Source organism: Limosilactobacillus sp. (genome assembly GCF_022651205.1).
In the GTDB taxonomy this organism is placed as follows: Bacteria; Bacillota; Bacilli; order Lactobacillales; family Lactobacillaceae; genus Limosilactobacillus.
Map to the genome: position 1 here is coordinate 1 of NZ_JALCQI010000031.1, position 17,094 is coordinate 17,094.

A 17,094-nucleotide genomic window follows, 5' to 3' on the forward strand; every position below is an offset into this window, starting at 1 on the left:
TTCGTCAATGGATATCTATCGTAAGGCCTTCTACCAAGAGATATCACAGCTCCATCAACCAATAATCAATTGGTCAGTATTATTTATTTGAGTCCAGTGGCTAACTTATTCTTGAAATTTAGGAAATTATTTAATGTCTGGTAATCAAAAACTTTCAAGTAATCCATCTCCTTTCACTATTTTTCTCTTTAGTATTTTATACCAATTATCAGTGTAATTTAAAGATTATCGGTGCAAAATTGATTGATTTTGCACCGATAATTCATTTATTGCACCGAAAAAACAAAGAGCACTGTAAGCACGCTATAATAACACGGTAAAAGGGCGTAAATCAGCCAAAATCTGATTTACGCCCTTTTTTCTTAATTGTGACAATTTATTTGAATTTTTTCTGTCCATGGTAAATAGGCCTCAATGTCTTCGCCATTGCGGTTAGGTAAATGATCAAATAGATACTTAAAATATTTGTAGATATTTAGGTGGTTTAGTTTAGCCGTTGCTACTAAAGAATAGTAAATTGCATTTGCTTTGGCTCCACGAACTGAAGTCGCAAAAAGGCAATTCTTTCGGATAAGCGTTGATGGTCGAATTGCTTGTTCCACCGGATTATTGGTTAGTGGTACTTGACCATCTTCAAAGATCCGATAAACTCGCTTCTTTAGTTTCAAGGCATTTTGAATTGCTGCTCTTAGTTTACCCATCGGCCGGGGTACCTGACTAATATAGGCATAGAACTCATCCATTAATGGCAAAATCTTTAGTTTCCGTTGAGCCAATTTCTCTTGGCAATGGTGATACTTTAGCTGATTTTCCGTGTGGAAAATCGGTCGTAGTAAGTTAACTGCCTGTTGGGCTACGGAATGCATCACCTGTTCATTACTTAATGCCTTAATAATATTAATAAATTCACGGCGGATGTGAACTAGACAAATACTGAATTTAGCTTCTGGATATAGATTATTACTATAGCCTCCATAACCATCACAAGCGATAATCCCTGAATATTCTTGACCAACAATCTTACCAATTACTTGTCCTGAACGCGTATTGGCATAATGAAAAATTGTCATGTGATGACGACTAAATTCTTTAGTTGTTCGTGTTGCCCAGAAATAACAATTACTCTTGTGCTCTTCGAGAACTTGAAACGGCGTTTCATCCATATGAATGACAGCTTCTTTTTGCATTAATTGTTTTAACTTTTCGCAGAGTGGCGTTAAGTAATTTTCACTTACCTTAATTACATTATTCGCCATTAATTTATCATTAGTCGGGAAAGCAATTGCTTTCCACCATTTCAGCTGACGGTGAAATGGCAACGCCAAATTAAATTTAAAGTCACAGATTTTGGCGAGAATACTACTTGAAAAGTAACTATGTGGTAATAAAACTTGTGGCGCAGAACTACTAACTAAGACATCATTGCCATTTGGATGACAATGTTCACATTTAAAAGTTTCCTGATAAGTATTCTTACAATACAATTCGGCGGGCTTTAACTCTGCTTCACGATTAGCTAATCGTTGCCCAAGTTTTTTCATTTCGTTATGACAATTTGGACAATGGGTATCTTTTAACTCAATTACCTGATCTACTTGCGGTAGACTATCCAAAAAAGCAGCACGTTTACCGCTAGCTTTAGGCTTATGGCGACGTACCACTTGTTTTCGTTCAACTGTCACAACTTCTGTAGTTTCATGTTCTTGAGACTGCATTTGTGAAAGTTCTTCCATATTAAACAAGGACTGTTGTCCTTGGGTTATTTTTTCGAAAACTTCAGTTTTTTTCCCAAATAACTGGTTTTGTTGAAGCTTAAGCATGGCCGTTAATTGGGCAATCTTCTGATTGGCCTCCTTAAGTTGTCGTTCTAACTCGGCAATTCTTTGTTTAGCCTTATCTGTCATGATACGCCACCTCCTTTGGTTAAATAATTCTTCATTATTATATCAAAGGAACCAACTTTTAAAAAGAGCTAATATAAATTTCCCGGTAGCGCTGAATGGATTCGTGGTGTTGGAAAAGGATTTAGTCCTTTAAGCAGAGCAGTTAACTGCGCGCTTGAAAGTTGCTTAGCCTCTAAACTATTTCGTGGCCATTTTAAATGACCATTTTCAAAGCGTTTATAAAGCAAGATAAAACCTTCACCGTCCCAAAATAACGCCTTAAATCGATCATTGCGTGAACCACAAAACAGAAGTAACGATTGGTCATAAAGTTCCAAGCCATAGTTTTCGGCAACTACAATTGCTAAACCATCAATTCCTTTACGTAAATCAGTTTTGCCACAAACCAGGTAAACCTTATCAGGATCCTGCCAATTAATGAGCATAACGAATCATCACTTTCGCTAATTCAACCGCCAGGTTGGGATTAGTGCCTTTGAAGATTGTTAATTCTATCCCATTTACGGTCATCTGGGCAGCTAAATGGGGTTGAGCTTTCTTTAGCTTATTTACCGATTTTGCCTTAGTGGTAAAACTAGGCATGATAATTTCATGTTTTTCTTCCATAGAAAAGGGCCTCCTTACTGATGATTTCAGTATAGGAGACCTGAGAAGTAAAATATAGACGTGCGGTTATGGTGTGCTTACTTTTCTGTGTGCACAGCCGTGTGCATTACATTCCTAAATAAACAAAAACAATCCTTGATATACCTTTGCAAAACGTTGATATATCAAGGACTAATAAACTTTGTAAGTTTTAATTATGCTGACTAGAAGCTGGTAGGTTCTAGTCAACTTGTTCCTTTTATATCAACAAACTAGATGGTAACTCTTGGTAATCGTGTGCATATCTGTGTGCATCCTATGCCATCCAGTTATCCATCATTTTGCGGTTAATATCGCGATCCGCTTTAACGTAAACCCGCATAAAGATGGCCAAACTGTTACCCATTCGTTCGGCTGCCCACGGATAAGACATGCCCGGCTTATTGGCCAGCTTAGTACATAATGTGTGCCGAAACGAATACATAGATAACTGCGCTCCGTTACCACTAATTCCCAATTCATTGCAGAGCTTCTTTAACATCTCATTCATACTCCGCTGGGTAATAGGGATATTATTGGCACAAGTCTTATAGTCATGTAGATTCAGGAAGATCAAACCTTCAGGATTCGTCAAATCATGACGTTCAAGAAAATTCTCCTGTTCTTCCTGAAACATATCTATAAAATCTGCCAGTGGTTGTGAAATTGGTAAGCAATAACGGGCATATCCTTTAGGCCGTGCTTTAAGTGCCCCATTGAACTTCTTAGCGTAATCCGACCAACTATCACTAATCTTAAAAGTTGGATAGTCATCTTCTACTACCAAGTTCTTAAATCTGAGAGCTTGAATTTCACCAGGACGCATCCCAGTTTCAAGATCAATCCACAGTGCTAACCGAGTACCCCAATCCGCAATAGTAGTATTATTTAGTTCTAACTGAATCTGTTTCTTAATAGATTCCAGCTCATCATTAGTAAACAAGTATCGCTGCTTACCAACGCTAAAATCACTCTTACGGAAGAACTTATCAAGATATTGCTCCGGCACTGGATTTTCTTTAACAACTTTTCCGACTAACTCATTAAAGAAGCTCCGCATATGCGTCAGGCGGTGATCAACAACGGTTGCCCGTCCAACAGTTGCCTTGTGGGTTCGTACAAAATCATGGGCAAATTGCTCTACCAGTCGTTCAGTAACATCCTTGATTTTTGTATTCTTAAAATATTTCTTAAATTCAGCCGCCGAATTATTCCAATCACGATAAGTAACAGGGGAAATTGCATTCTTTCGCTGATTAACATATTTCTGAAATTCGTCTGCAAAGTTAGCATTACCATCGCATAACTGCATTCCATCTTCGTAATCAGCCCACATTTTCCGATCTAATGCGGTTGCTGCTCGACGTGTTTTAGCATACTCAACTGGCCAACTCTCCCGCTTACCAGTTAACTTATTAATTGGTTGGATCCGTACTTGGAATTGTCCCGCGTGCTTGCCAGTTTTCATCTTTTTAATCATTGTCAACCTTCTCCTTCATATAAAGAAAAAGGTTGTAGTACACTGATTACCAGTATTCTACAACCCTTCTAATTACTTTGTCCACACTGCCTTTTGCTGATAACCGGCATTGAGTAACCAATGCTTAACCTCTTCTAGGTTGTAATATTTTCGGCTTCCAGTTGAAAGTTGATGATAGGGCATTCCATTTCGAATTAAGCGGTATAGTAGTGTGGTGCTAATACCCAGGGCAGCACATAATTGCTTTCCATTTAGAATATCTTTGCCGAACAATTTACATCTACTCCTTTGTGGTAGATAATGAACGGGATAACAATTTGTTATTAGAAAGTGACTTTCCAAAGTGTGGTAGCTGGGTTAGTCGCTTTTTTTGTTTATAATTCCAGTTCATCATCATGATCCTTTGACTTATGTTTCTTAGGCTGTTCAGACTTCATATTTGATTGGACAGGCTTTGAAATAATCTTAGCCTGCTCAGCAAGATTCACATTTACTAGTCGACGACGCGTCAAACGCTGATTAACTAAGTAGTTGGAATGTTGGCGCATCGCCTGGACCAATCCTTTTAATCGTCCAAACCGAGAAGTCGTCTGTTTAAAGCCATCATGGTCAATGAAAAGTTGATCATCCTTTTCACCAATCTCATTGCACAGTTGTTGAACATTAGCTTGCTGGTCAAATAGTACTTGCTCACTATCCTTTGACTTGTTCAGTAATTTAGTAATTGTTAGTAATTGGAATGACTTTTTATCACACAAAAGGAGTTCACGTACACGACGCCGTAGTTCATCAAACGGGTCAGCACCATGATCTAACGCCCACAACTTCACCTGCTCGCAAAACGTGGCGTAGTCATCAACTGACCAACAGTCGGCAAATTTAGAAACAAAATGTGGTACCTGGTCGCCTTCACTTAACCATAGATTCTCAATGGAATCTGCTAATTGGGTAAAAGGCCCTTTCAGAAAATTAATGCTTGTCCCTAACTTAAACCGTGCCATTGCGATAACATCTGAATATTCTTGCGTATTTTCAACTTTCAACGGTGAAGCATCCTGAACTTCGCCACCGAATCCAGCGCACCGACGCTTATTAATCTTTACCATAAATAAGACCTCCAATAATTGAACCAATACCAACAACGACCTTAACTGGCCACCACGGCATTACACTCGCTAAAACTACCCCAGCCAAGACAATCAATGCACCATTTGCAAACTTAGTTAAGGTATGTTCCATCACTTGATGAGACTGAGTAACTTGCTGTTTATCTTGCGCAATAGATTCTTTGACTTGATTGATATAGGTAATAACTTCCTTGCTCAAAAGTTGATTAGTCGTAGAATTAGCTTCTTCACGCATGACACGCAGTAAATCATGACCATCAATATCAATTGGTTTCTGAACCGCACTAATTAGCTGTCGTAGTAGATTACTATTATGATTAATTACTACTACCAACTTATTAACTACCTGATTCAGTTGTTCAACCTTAGAATGATCAGCACTTGCCATTACTTCAGCCTGTGCCCTTGAAACATTCATCCGGTCAATTCGTGATTGCTGACCCTTGAACTTCTGCTCCAAATCGCCATAGGACTTAGTACGCCCATCCTTCCAAGCATCTTTAATAGCTTGGTGTGCAATATCACTAACTCCCTGGGTTAAATTCATCTTCTGATTGCTCAGAGACTTGGTGATGTCGCCGGTCCAAGTTTGTAGATCTTGCTTGGTCGCCAGCTTCTTCATCATTTGCTGTACGTTGTTGCTGTGCGACGTAGGTGTTGAATCGCTGACGTTGTCGTTTGGCTTCAATAAGTCGTTCAGATCGCTCATTGAATTGTTGAGATTTTTCTTCATCAACTGAAACCTCCTTAGTTTCGCTCTGTTGTTTTTGACTAAAATGTCTTTCTAATTCCAATGGAGTAAATTCTTTACCCATACCGCGGGTAGCTTTAACCAGGCCAGTCTTTCGATCACGACGCTGGTAAAAGTCCCGCACTGTCTTCTTCTTACCATTTACAATAGTGTGATATGACCAATCACACCGTTTATTCCGTTTTGTCACGGTCACTTCCTTTGCTTTCAACAATCTTAGATACTCTTCAATAGACTTGGCTTGATTAAGCGCCCATTCAAGTGTCTCCTTCAAGGCCGCTTGCCACCCTTTTGGCTTAACAACCTTTCCCGGTTTGTCTTTACCAAATGGATTGACATAAACATGACCGGTCACTTCTAAATAGTGCTTTTTTAGGTAGTTATTCCACTCATGACGCAATCGGCCAACACTAAACTTGTTAGTCCGGACACATTTACCATCAGGTTTCACACTATTAATCAAAATATGGCAGTGTAACTTATGTCCCTCTTGACCATCCGCTTGGATTGCGGAGACCCACTGCGTGTTAGGAAAATACTCAGCCATAAAGCCACCAACCAGTTGATTAATTTGCTTGACTTCATCCTTAACATGCTTAGAATCATCAGTCGGCATTTCTCGGTCTGAGAATGAGCAAATTAGATGTTGAGCCTGTTGCCGTTTTCGTCGATTGGCTGCCTGGTGTCTTACCAATTTGAATTGTTGATTTAGAAAGTAACCGCTTTGTGCTGGGTATGGTTGGCCACGCGGCCCCAATAGATATATATGCGAACCGTTTACACCAAGTACCCGATGAGCGGAGCCGTCATGCGCCGGTTCGTCAAATAAGTACTTCAACCTGCCATAAGCGTTCGTAATGTAATTACTTTTTACATACATGACCATCATTCTCCTTAAATTTCTTATTAATCAGTTGCGATAAATTCATCGTTGCTTTAATTAACTTTTGTAACTCTTCACTGTCCACTGGAACACCACGATTAGCTTGATGAGCCAGTTGATTCAAATTAACACCAATCCGATTGAGGTAATACACAATTGAGTTCCACTGAACCAAAGCGAATTGCTTCAATTTATCGTGCTGTTCCAATTGAAGTAAGTAAGTTTTAATTGTCGCTGGCATCACATACTTAGCTAACAATTCAGGACTATCTTTCAGATGATCGAACCGCCATTTATCAAGTTGCTTGGTAGTCTTAAAATCAGGTAGTTCTTTCATCAAACTTTGCACCGCTAAGTGGTAGTTCCATTCCGTCTTTAGTCCACGAAGTAGCACTTTACTCATTGGCTCATCACCCACTACTGCTTGCAACTTTTCAAAATCACTTTGCGGGATTCGAAGTAGATATGGATGCTTCTTTTCGGGTACGCGACGGTGCAAATTAATCTGCTGCTTTCGCTTAATTAATTGACTATCAGTTAACATCAAATCACTCCTTTCCGCGTTGCAATTCTGGCCGTTAACTGGTGTCAAAAGCACCAGTTAAATTGCTAAGATTCATGTCGTCAATAAGGCCCTTTGGGTCCTCTAGTTTCCTCATTCATGTGAATTAACTACACGTGTCAATTCACCAGCAATGGTGACCAGAAAAGCAACGGGCAAGTAGTTACCTAGTGATATCACTAGGCCTACTTGGCAAAGAGAACGTTGTTCCCCCTGCACCTCTATAATTAAGAACTAAGTTTGCCAATTTGGTTCTTAATAATTTCCTTTGGACCTTCATTTGTAGTGAGACAAACGAAGCAAAACTCAGCAACCTAAGTCACCCATTTTGGGTCCTGATTAGGTTGGATTTCATCTTCTCTTTTGTATCGCAAAGAGAACCAGAACACGACCTACTTTAATGGTCAAAGTAGGCAAATACCCACCACTTACCCGCCACATTTATTAGGCACTCATTCATTACTAACTTGTTAAAATTCGGGCAACCTTGTTACTCTTACTCATCTCAAAGTAGTCATCATCATCCTGAATATAAGTGATTGTATTAAGATGCATAACTACATCAGTTGCTCGATGCGTTTTAAGTAAGTTCATTGCCTTATTACTCAATTTCACAATGATCCATTCATCGCCACAGCCACGTCGAATCGGAACAAAATAGCCGCGCATCAAAGCCGTGAATTGATTTAAATTAGGTTGAAAATTAGGATCTTTCCCAACAAATTCTGGCCACAACTCATACCGTAGCTTATTTAAAGTCGTCAACATATTAGTAGCTAGCGAAAGTGACGTATTGTTACTATATGAACCTTGATAATTTGAGTTACCATTCTGTTGCTTCTCATCAGAAAGATAAGCTTGTCCATTTTGGAAATAAACACCAAAGTTAGCATGACGTTCCAAAAAGCCTTTCGAACTATCAAGAATGGCATTGGGATCCTGTCGAAAGATTGTCTTCGCTTTTTCTTGGAGATCTCTAATCATTTTGGCAACGGCTTTAACAACTCGTTCCATATCCTGATCAGATAAATCTTCATTAATCACGACGTTGAAGATATGATCCGATTCTCGCGTATAAACATAGTCATAATTTTTAATGGCACGGCCACCTGGTCGGAAACTGATGATTGAAACAATTACCTCAGTTCCTTTACCATCATTAGTTGGTATCATGTGAATGTTGATAGGTAGTCGTCTTAATAGCTGACTAAGTTGAGAAAGATAAATCTGACCTGCCTCTGGATCCTTAGTTTTAAGATTCCAAGATCGTTTATCATACTCGGCTTGCTCCAAATAACCTAACTTAGTAACTCCAGGTGCATAGTGAAGAACATCGCGTACATAACCGGAAATTCCATCAGCATAAACATTCGTCATTACTAAGAGATTTAGATTCCAAGGGCTGGTATTGTGAAAGCGACTAGAAACTCGCGGAATCTTGTGCGGATCCAACATATCCTTAAGGGCACTCCATTCAATTGAAGACGGTGAAACTTCATCAATAACAGCTGCAGCTTGATCTTGGTAATCTTGCCAGTAATCAACGGTTTTACCTTTGTCCTCAGCTGCGGCCATATAAGGTGTACGACCTTTTTCCAGATATTGGCATAGTCGACTCGCAAGATACGATTTACCAATTCCTCCCTGAGCTGCTGTAATGAAAATCGTGCTCATATTACGATCAGCATCAATGTCATTGATGGTAGACTCACGCTGATCATCCATTACTGCTGTTAAACGCTTAATAAAGTCCTGATCAGCAATTAAGCCTGCCGCATCACCATCATCAAAGGCTGCATGAAGAGCATCTTTCCAATCTGTCACCTGCATCCGACCCGAATATATCCATTCCATTAGTTGATCCAAAATAAGTTTCTTTGATGGCTTGCTGAAGTTCATTTTCCCAGCACCCTTGGTTCCTAAACTTCTCAGCTTAGAGAGTTGATGACCAGAAAAAACTCGATCGCCATCGTTTCGTCCTACCAATCTCGCCGTGTGGTGAGCTAGATTATATGGACTGTGTAAATTACGAACAATCGCCGAATCAATGCCGTTAGCAACCATTTCGTCATCATACACGCCGGCAATACTGGAATATGACTTTCCTGGGTCATCGGGTAACCAACTAATCACTTCATTGATCGCATATGGCGTTTTTTGGTCACGTTTGGCCTTGGAACTCTGATGAACCAGATATTGAAGTGAAGAGATGTAGTGCTTAGTTACAACATAGTTTTGCATCGCTCCTTGAAGCGTTCCAAGAAATGCCTCAATCCGTTCGTTTCTCTGATCACCCATTTGGTCAATCCATTCAAAGGTTTCTGCCAAGTCATCAAAGTTATAACCAAACAATTCCATCATCCGGTACCGCGTCCGGCGGGTAGGCATATCAATCACCAAATGACTGTGCGACTCCTTATGTTCCACTTCACCGTTGCGTTTGTTTTCCTCATCATCTCGCGTATGATTGATTTGAAAAGCTGCAAAATGGCGGTCACGATTTGAATTTCGACAGCACATTTGTTGTAAATCATTAACGTGTTGTGCCACCCATTCAGTAAAGCCATCTAGGATTGGCTGCCCACGAGCATCACGCTTAATAACATCACCATTGTCATTCCAAGCAGAGCCATAATCTTCGCAACCTGTGCCAACAAATCGATCATCACCCACCAATTTGTCACCAGCTCGAATTAGATTTCCACTCTCATCCATCACCAGACGATCTAGTTCACCGAAACGGTTTAGCGGTAAATCAGTTGTGTGCTGGATATAAACCGGACTGTACTTTGGATTAGATTGATCCGTAATCTTCGGATTGCATACGGTAAATAACCAGTGAAGCGAAATATTCCAGGTCCGCGATGCCTCACCAAGCAGATCCAGTACCTTACCAGCTTTAATAGCCAATTCAATGTTATCTTTGTTAAATTGATCATTAACTTGTAGAGGTGGTAAAGCCTTTAGAATAACTCGGTATAGCTTTCGACTAGAATGGGAATACCGCTTCAAATAATCTGAAGCCTTAGCATACCGTTCTTCAATGGTTTCCGACTTCTTATCATCGGACATCACGCCTCATCCTTTCTGGGTAACCGTTCTAAGGCTGACAGCAAGGGCTTTTAACTGTTATCCATGTGCTAATTACCCGTAAGTTTCAATTTGCCCAATAACAATCAACAATCATTGGTTTCATGCACTTTTAACACCAGCCCAATGCTCTTTCGGCTGTTACCACGAAAGCTATCCTGACGGCTTTCCTGACGACTGCCGTTGACGGAGCTCGGCAACGGCGTTAGCACGCCGTAAAGGTTGTGATATCAGTAGTTTCCTTTGTTTTCCCTTGCTAACCATTGACCAGTTAGTATAGGCTATCAATTCACTACTTACTGAGCTTCACGGAATTAAATGATTGATATCAAAAGTTTGCTGCAGCTTTCCTTTTGATCATCTTTATAGTAAAATAAATTTTAGTGGTAGAAGTGGTGACTGTATAAATATTTTTGAGATATTTTCTACCACTATCAAAAGAAAAGAAAGGGTTATATGTCTGACGATATTCAAACATTTACTGAGCACATCTATAGTTTTATCAGTAAGCGAATTCTACAAAAAAAGAAGCAATTAAAGAAAACCAGGTTTCAAATTTCTAACGGTAACGAACAATTATTATCTAACGTTATGCATAATAGGAGGATTAAAAGTAGGAACCCCTACTTATTAAATTCTCAAATAATTCATGATGTTGTAGATAATCTAAATTTTTCCTCAGTCTATGAGTTAATTTGGGGCACAGGAAACGACTTAGATCCATTATTAAGATCACTTTTCAATATTGGAATTGATTTATTAAGTGAATCCAATAAAGATTTAATTGACCAATCCTGCTATGAATATTTGCCATATACACGTATAGTAGCAAAATATGATCATTCCAAATTCCAGGATATTGACGTGGCAGACGTTGGTGAGGAGTGGCAATCTGCTAAGTGGTATCTGTACTATGAGCTATCTGATAAGTGGGAAGAGCAACACCATTCCTTCTTCAAAGATAAGGAAACCAAAAAACTGGATAAGCAATTAACGATTTTTATTAATTCAACACTACCACCTCTATTACAAGACTTCTTAAATGAAACAGGCCATGAGGGAAAGAAAGCCTACGACCTCATGACGTCAATCATTGAATACGAAAACGAAGATGTGTTCGAGAATATTTCACATGGTCCCGAATGGTATGCACACCAGCCATTAACTAACTCAGAAAAGCCAATTGCGGACGTTCGACAATCGATTATCGCCGCCGGTGATAAATACATTAATGCTATAGTAAACGCCCAAAAAGAACTTGATCCTTTTTTCAACAATTAAATAGATTTTCTAATAAAAAAATCCCCGACCAAAACCGGTCGAGGATTTTGTAGTTTAACTACTTTTATTTCAGTGTTGAACACTATTAAACGTAACAATCATCTTAATCATCTTGCTTAGAACACATGATAAGTTGCTTCATGTAGGTCTGTGGGTCATCAATAATCTGCAACATCACCTTAGCCACGTCTGCTCGGTTAGTACGCGGTGCTCCTGGCATTTTGTAGCCAGATGCTGCATCCCTAACCAGCGGATTTTCACTTCTTTCTCCGTTAAATAGTGGACCGGGATGAATAGTTGTCCAATCGAGATCAGAAGACGGTAACTGCTTTTCACCAGCCTCATGATCAGCAAAATTTCCCTTTAAAAATCCTTTAGCCCCCATCCGATATGGATAACGGGTATTTTCATAAGTAGCACCAACACCTAATGCTGACAGGCTGATTAGGCGTTTAACTCCTGCTTTATCCATTGCTTCAATAATGTTTGGAATAGCAAGAGCAAACAATTTTCCACTGCTATTAGAAACCGGATTACCAAGCGCCACTAAAACCGCATCACAACCTTTCATAGCCGACGCCATTTTATCAATATCGTTTAATTCACCAGTTACTACCGTTATTTGATCACGATGAGTTAACTTATCTGGGTGACGAACATAGGCAATAACTGAATATTTCTTTTCTAAAGACTGGAGAACCAGTTCTTCTCCGGTCCGTCCGGTTGCACCAAAAATGCAAAGTTTCATTTAACAAGCCCCCTATAGGTTATCTTCGATCCAGTTAAAAATCATTTCACTCGCCGGAGCATAACCGCCCATCTGTGTATGCTGTTGGGCTGTTGAATTCTCATCAAAAAACAAGTAATCCTTCGGACAGGTTAGCTGATTATAGAATTCCTTAGCAGCCTCTGGATTAATCTCAGCGGCCCCATTCAGCACCAATACTTTGGATTGAATTTGATCAATGATATCGCTGTTGTCATATTTAGCTAACTCCGGCAATAATTCTTTTTCAGAGCAACCATGCTTCCAGGTATAATCTTTAAGCATGTATTCCAACATTGCTGGTCGTAATCTTTTTGGCAAGGCTAGAATTTTGTTTAAACGCTGTCCAATCATTTTGCCCCAAGCGATATTACCAGGATCAGCAATGCATACCTTGATTCGCTTATCAAAAGCTGCTGCCCGGGGAACCTGGAAGCCGCCAAAGCTCATTCCCATCACACCAATTCGTGATGGATCGACGTCAGACAGTCCCTCAGCAAAGTCTAAGACAGGTTTCATGACGTTTTCAAAATCAGGTCGGAATGATAACCCCTGAAGTCGAAGGGTCATTCCCTGACCTGGGCCATCAAAGGTCAAAGCATTAATGCCACGCTTAATTGCAGCGTCTGTTACCCAACATGTATCATCGGCCCAAGTATCACGACCAGGAACGACAATCAGCAGTGGCGACTTTCCGTTAGCGTGTGGTGACTGAAAATAGTGCCCTGGCAGAGTCGTATTTTCATAAGGAATTTCAATTGCTTTGCCGGGATACCCGGAAAGTTTCATTGACTTATCATAGCAACCCTGGCTAAGTCTACAATACTGTCTGATTCGCGGATCCGCAACATCTCCGAAGTACATCAAAGCAACTCGCCAATAGGTTGAAGCACGAAGGTATGCACTACCTGCACTGACCAGCTTGTTAGCTTGTTCATATTGTATCGCCCGCTCCTGCAAACGATTTGCCATCGTAGCCCAGGCGCTGATCCAGGTCTGTTCGTCACCATTCTTCAAATTAGCGTTTACCTCTAAGACTTCACCGACATCGGCCATCCGGTAATTAACTAACCCTAAAACATGTTTGACGAGGGCGTCTTGTAACATATTCTTACTGAATTTCTGTGACGACCAATGATTATTGAATTTTATAAATTCTTCAGTCATATTAATTTATCCTTTCTATTTTTCACGTTTTTGTTGTTCGATCTTGCTTGTCCGCATCCCTGGGAAGATCCAGTTCCACTTACCACAAAGCTTGATCATTGCTGGTACAAAGATCAATCGGACAATAAAGGCATCAAAGAAGACCCCAAAGGCTAGTGCTAATCCGATTGACTTGCTAGTTGGGTTAGTAGTAATGGCAAAACTACCGAATACGGAAATCATAATTAACCCAGCGGTAATGATAACCTTAGCGTTTTCGCGCATACCGATGCGAACTGCCTCAGTAGTATCCCCAGTTAACAGGTAAATCTCCCGAATCCGTGATACTAGGAAAACTTCATAGTCCATTGCCAGACCAAATAAGATTCCAATTGCAATCACTGGTAAGAAAGCAATAATCGGTGCTCCCTTACTAATACCGAAAACAGTGTGCATAACGGCATCTTGCATAACAGCGGTCAAGGCACCAAACGATGCCAAGAGTGACATTCCAAAGCCAGCCATAGCAACTAGCGGGACAATGAAGGAACGGAAAACTAACATCATTAAGACAAAGGCCAGTGCCATAACAATTCCAGCAAATATTGGAATGGCATGGTTTAGCTTTTGAACGATATCGATATTGATAGCGTTGGATCCCGTGAGAATGAGTTTGGTATTCATCTCATCTTCAGTTGTCTTGGAATATTTCTTTATATTGTGAGCTAACTTATCAGTCTTAACTGATTCAGGTCCATGGGTAGGGATCACCATGAAGACAGCATAGTTTCCGTCGGGTAGCTTACCACCTGACTGCTGAAGCACCATCTGTTGCTGAGCGACACTTGCTTGCTGACCGGGCTGTCCTTGACCAGCCATTTGCTTCTGTTTAGCGGATTGTTGAGCAGCACTTGTTGTACTACCAGGTTGCTGAGAATTATTCATTTGACCAGGTTGAGGTTGCTGGCCTCGTTGCATTCCGGATTGACCAGAGCCAACTTTACCTCCGCCACTGATCATCCCCGGTGTCGCCATCTTGACGTACTTCATATTGGACAGATGATCGGTGATCTTCATGACTGTCTGTTGTTTTTCCTGCGGACTGGCATTCTTGTCTAACTTGGCAACAACAATTAATTGACCATTGATTCCCTCGCCAAACTTATCGGACAGAATATCATAAGCCTTTCGCTCAGTCTGATTGGTTGGTAATGCGCCATTATAAGGCATTCCCAATCTCATATGACCAGACGGAATGGCAAATGCTATAAGAACCAGCACACTGGCAATTGCAGTGACAAACGGGTGCTTGATAATCGTATGTTCAACTATCCCACTTTTGTTCTTGCGGTGATGTGGTTCTTCTTTTGCTGGTTTAATATGCCGATGAGCTAACGAAATCAGTGCTGGTAACAGAGTCATTGCTGATAAGATCGCAAAAGCCACCCCAACAGCAGCAGCTAGTCCCATTTGCGTCAAGAAGTCAATACCAACCAGACTTAAACCCGATACTGCAATAATGACTGTGATTCCTGCAAATAGTACTGAACTACCTGCAGTTCCCATGGCATCACCAAGAGCTGTAAGGTAATCATTTTGTGTCGCACGATTAGTCCGATAACGGTTGATGATGAAGAGGGCGTAATCAATCCCACAGGCTAGGCTAAGGATCATCGCCAAACTCTGGGCGACTGATGCGGTCTCAAAGTAGTTAGAACCAATTCCGATAACTATAAGACCCAGTGCCAAGCCGGTAACCGCACTAATGATTGGTAAGCCAGCCGTGATAAAGGAACGAAAGAGAACCATCATGAAGACAAAAGCGATTGCGACACCAATCAGTTCGGCAATTTCATTAACCCCCATCGGGTGAATTGAAACGGTTCCGGTGTATTCTACTTCAACACCTTTCTGGTCATCTAATGTTTTGAAAGCTTGTTGCGTCTTATGGATTGTCGCTGGAGTAACCGAATTTGTCTTCTGGTCATAGGTTACCGTTGCGTAAGTAGTCGTCAGATCTTTGCTAAACTTTTGTTCCTGATAAGGGTTAGTAACAGACGCTACGTGTGGTTTCTTCTTTGCCTTAGTTACGGCACTATTAATTGCCTGTTCTGTTTTTGGTTGCAATAATCCTTTCTTATCTTTGGTTTTTATTACAACCTGAAGGGTTCCATGATCAGTGTCCTGGTGAAATTCCTTCTTTAAGGTTGATTGAATTTCAGTTGATGGAATTCCTGAGATGGATAGTGACTCATTGTAGTTGGAGCCTAACTTAGCTACGATAGTTCCGAAGCCGAGTAATGCTACTAACCATATAATAATTGCGGCCCACTTGTGTTTGGCCATACACTGGCCGATTTTCTTTAATAGTTTTCCCATACTCTCTCCTCTTTCTTTATTGACTTTCTAAATTATAGTCAGCATAATTTTAATAAACTATAGATAATAAAATAGCACTGCCAATTAAAGCGACAGTGTTTAGAAAGTGGTGATAAAGTGGCGGATTTAAGAAAATTACGCACCCAGCGAGAAATTCAACAAGCACTGGCTGACCTCCTATTAAAGAAGACATTCAGTAAAATTACGGTAACCGACATTGTTAACAAGGCGCTGATTAATCGCAACACCTTTTACCTGCATTATCGGGATAAATATGACTTAGTTGAACAGATAATAATGACAATGGTTGACCAATCAAGTTTCTCCATCAACGAATTCAATACAACACCATTCTATTTCTTACGATCAATCTCAAATGAAGCTTCTGACTTGGGGCATCAGATCATCAACCGCCAGCGAGCAGACAGCGAATTTCAGGAAGTAGTTTTAAAAACTATTCTCAAATTGGTAATGACAGATGCCGACAGTTCTAACAGTCAGATTTGGTTTACTTTCGGTAAGCTTTCTGCAATCATGGCCTGGAATAACCAACACGGCTATTACTATGACATCATTCAAGACGCTGACCAACTTCAGCAAATTTTTGACACTGAAGAATTTCCTAATTTAAATGACTGATTAAACAAGTTCTGATGATAATGTAACATCATTAATCGTTTTTACATGTTGAAATCACCAAAATGCACACAAAAAAATGGGCGTAAAGCCCATTAAATCAGTATATACAACCTTTTCCCGATGTAAGGTCATGCACACAGTTTTTCTGTGTGCACAGCCGTGTGCATAACATTCTTAAATAAACAAAAATAATCCCTAATACATCTTCGTAAAACGTTGATATATCAAGGATTAATAAACTTTGTAAGTTTTAATTATGCTGACTAGAGGATTCGAACCTCCGACCTCATCATTACTAATGACGTGCTCTGCCAACTGAGCTAAGTCAGCATCAAGCGTGGCAACGTCCTATCCTCGCAGGGAGCGATCCCCCAACTACTTTTGGCGTGTTGAAGCTTAACTTCTGTGTTCGGCATGGGAACAGGTGTATCCTTCAAGCCATCATCACCACACTTACCCTCC

General features: G+C 40.3%; 15 protein-coding genes, 1 tRNA gene and 1 rRNA gene. 2 read left to right on the forward strand and 15 right to left on the reverse strand.

Annotated features, from left to right (window positions below; all coding sequences use genetic code 11):
* Nucleotides 1-362: 362 nt before the first annotated feature.
* From tnpC to LKJ51_RS06490, 10 genes are all read right to left on the reverse strand, one after another.
* On the reverse strand, nucleotides 363-1,904 hold the full coding sequence (gene tnpC, locus LKJ51_RS06445; RefSeq protein ID WP_291980191.1) for an IS66 family transposase: 1,542 nt from the start codon (nucleotides 1,902-1,904) through the stop codon (nucleotides 363-365).
* Nucleotides 1,905-1,972: 68 nt separating this feature from the next.
* Complete coding sequence (gene tnpB / locus LKJ51_RS06450; RefSeq protein WP_291980193.1) at nucleotides 1,973-2,329, reverse strand: IS66 family insertion sequence element accessory protein TnpB; 357 nt, start codon at nucleotides 2,327-2,329, stop codon at nucleotides 1,973-1,975.
* Entirely contained in the window at nucleotides 2,319-2,510 is a 192-nt protein-coding gene (locus LKJ51_RS06455; protein WP_291980194.1) for a hypothetical protein, read from the reverse strand. The genes tnpB and LKJ51_RS06455 overlap by 11 nt, the downstream gene beginning before the upstream one ends.
* A gap of 295 nt (nucleotides 2,511-2,805) precedes the next feature.
* Entirely contained in the window at nucleotides 2,806-4,008 is a 1,203-nt protein-coding gene (locus tag LKJ51_RS06460; RefSeq protein ID WP_291980195.1) for a tyrosine-type recombinase/integrase, read from the reverse strand.
* 72 nt (nucleotides 4,009-4,080) lie between these two features.
* Nucleotides 4,081-4,281: a helix-turn-helix transcriptional regulator gene (locus LKJ51_RS06465; protein ID WP_291980196.1), complete on the reverse strand. Its 201-nt coding sequence runs from the start codon at nucleotides 4,279-4,281 to the stop codon at nucleotides 4,081-4,083.
* A gap of 101 nt (nucleotides 4,282-4,382) precedes the next feature.
* Nucleotides 4,383-5,114: a hypothetical protein gene (locus tag LKJ51_RS06470; protein ID WP_291980197.1), complete on the reverse strand. Its 732-nt coding sequence runs from the start codon at nucleotides 5,112-5,114 to the stop codon at nucleotides 4,383-4,385.
* Entirely contained in the window at nucleotides 5,101-5,682 is a 582-nt protein-coding gene (locus tag LKJ51_RS06475; RefSeq protein ID WP_291980198.1) for a hypothetical protein, read from the reverse strand. The genes LKJ51_RS06470 and LKJ51_RS06475 overlap by 14 nt, the downstream gene beginning before the upstream one ends.
* The gene (locus tag LKJ51_RS06480) at nucleotides 5,660-6,775 is read right to left on the reverse strand and encodes a relaxase/mobilization nuclease domain-containing protein (RefSeq protein ID WP_291980199.1); all 1,116 of its coding nucleotides are present in this window, start codon (nucleotides 6,773-6,775) and stop codon (nucleotides 5,660-5,662) included. Before LKJ51_RS06480 ends, LKJ51_RS06475 begins: the two co-directional genes overlap by 23 nt.
* Nucleotides 6,750-7,313: a plasmid mobilization relaxosome protein MobC gene (gene mobC / locus LKJ51_RS06485; RefSeq protein WP_291980200.1), complete on the reverse strand. Its 564-nt coding sequence runs from the start codon at nucleotides 7,311-7,313 to the stop codon at nucleotides 6,750-6,752. The genes LKJ51_RS06480 and mobC overlap by 26 nt, the downstream gene beginning before the upstream one ends.
* A gap of 480 nt (nucleotides 7,314-7,793) precedes the next feature.
* Nucleotides 7,794-10,403: a hypothetical protein gene (locus LKJ51_RS06490; RefSeq protein WP_291979883.1), complete on the reverse strand. Its 2,610-nt coding sequence runs from the start codon at nucleotides 10,401-10,403 to the stop codon at nucleotides 7,794-7,796.
* Nucleotides 10,404-11,228: 825 nt separating this feature from the next.
* Here LKJ51_RS06490 and LKJ51_RS06495 point away from each other — a divergent pair.
* Nucleotides 11,229-11,702 carry a hypothetical protein gene (locus LKJ51_RS06495; RefSeq protein WP_192944629.1) on the forward strand — a complete coding sequence of 158 codons (474 nt, stop codon included), beginning with the start codon at nucleotides 11,229-11,231 and terminating at the stop codon, nucleotides 11,700-11,702.
* A 103-nt stretch (nucleotides 11,703-11,805) separates the two neighbouring features.
* Here LKJ51_RS06495 and LKJ51_RS06500 read toward each other — a convergent pair whose 3' ends face one another.
* From LKJ51_RS06500 to LKJ51_RS06510, 3 genes are read right to left on the reverse strand one after another with little or no spacing between them, the layout of a single operon-like run.
* Nucleotides 11,806-12,450 carry an NAD(P)-dependent oxidoreductase gene (locus LKJ51_RS06500; RefSeq protein WP_273111394.1) on the reverse strand — a complete coding sequence of 215 codons (645 nt, stop codon included), beginning with the start codon at nucleotides 12,448-12,450 and terminating at the stop codon, nucleotides 11,806-11,808.
* A 12-nt stretch (nucleotides 12,451-12,462) separates the two neighbouring features.
* Complete coding sequence (locus LKJ51_RS06505; protein ID WP_291979881.1) at nucleotides 12,463-13,635, reverse strand: alpha/beta hydrolase family protein; 1,173 nt, start codon at nucleotides 13,633-13,635, stop codon at nucleotides 12,463-12,465.
* A 15-nt stretch (nucleotides 13,636-13,650) separates the two neighbouring features.
* On the reverse strand, nucleotides 13,651-15,993 hold the full coding sequence (locus LKJ51_RS06510) for an MMPL family transporter (protein ID WP_291979880.1): 2,343 nt from the start codon (nucleotides 15,991-15,993) through the stop codon (nucleotides 13,651-13,653).
* A gap of 117 nt (nucleotides 15,994-16,110) precedes the next feature.
* Here LKJ51_RS06510 and LKJ51_RS06515 point away from each other — a divergent pair, with 117 nt between their 5' ends.
* On the forward strand, nucleotides 16,111-16,632 hold the full coding sequence (locus tag LKJ51_RS06515; RefSeq protein ID WP_057740136.1) for a TetR/AcrR family transcriptional regulator: 522 nt from the start codon (nucleotides 16,111-16,113) through the stop codon (nucleotides 16,630-16,632).
* A 257-nt stretch (nucleotides 16,633-16,889) separates the two neighbouring features.
* Here the strand turns inward: LKJ51_RS06515 and LKJ51_RS06520 are convergent.
* Nucleotides 16,890-16,962 (reverse strand) — tRNA-Thr (locus tag LKJ51_RS06520).
* 5 nt (nucleotides 16,963-16,967) lie between these two features.
* Nucleotides 16,968-17,084 (reverse strand): 5S ribosomal RNA (gene rrf / locus LKJ51_RS06525).
* Nucleotides 17,085-17,094 lie beyond the last annotated feature (10 nt).

Excerpts from the sequence above, each read along its gene's own strand:
- tnpC (WP_291980191.1), bottom strand. The coding sequence starts at position 1,904 with ATGACAGATAAGGCTAAACAAAGAATTGCCGAGTTAGAACGACAACTT.
- tnpB (WP_291980193.1), bottom strand. The coding sequence starts at position 2,329 with ATGCTCATTAATTGGCAGGATCCTGATAAGGTTTACCTGGTTTGTGGC.
- LKJ51_RS06455 (WP_291980194.1), bottom strand. The coding sequence starts at position 2,510 with ATGGAAGAAAAACATGAAATTATCATGCCTAGTTTTACCACTAAGGCA.
- LKJ51_RS06460 (WP_291980195.1), bottom strand. The coding sequence starts at position 4,008 with ATGATTAAAAAGATGAAAACTGGCAAGCACGCGGGACAATTCCAAGTA.
- LKJ51_RS06470 (WP_291980197.1), bottom strand. The coding sequence starts at position 5,114 with ATGGTAAAGATTAATAAGCGTCGGTGCGCTGGATTCGGTGGCGAAGTT.
- LKJ51_RS06475 (WP_291980198.1), bottom strand. The coding sequence starts at position 5,682 with ATGAATTTAACCCAGGGAGTTAGTGATATTGCACACCAAGCTATTAAA.
- LKJ51_RS06480 (WP_291980199.1), bottom strand. The coding sequence starts at position 6,775 with ATGATGGTCATGTATGTAAAAAGTAATTACATTACGAACGCTTATGGC.
- mobC (WP_291980200.1), bottom strand. The coding sequence starts at position 7,313 with ATGTTAACTGATAGTCAATTAATTAAGCGAAAGCAGCAGATTAATTTG.
- LKJ51_RS06490 (WP_291979883.1), bottom strand. The coding sequence starts at position 10,403 with ATGTCCGATGATAAGAAGTCGGAAACCATTGAAGAACGGTATGCTAAG.
- LKJ51_RS06500 (WP_273111394.1), bottom strand. The coding sequence starts at position 12,450 with ATGAAACTTTGCATTTTTGGTGCAACCGGACGGACCGGAGAAGAACTG.
- LKJ51_RS06505 (WP_291979881.1), bottom strand. The coding sequence starts at position 13,635 with ATGACTGAAGAATTTATAAAATTCAATAATCATTGGTCGTCACAGAAA.
- LKJ51_RS06510 (WP_291979880.1), bottom strand. The coding sequence starts at position 15,993 with ATGGGAAAACTATTAAAGAAAATCGGCCAGTGTATGGCCAAACACAAG.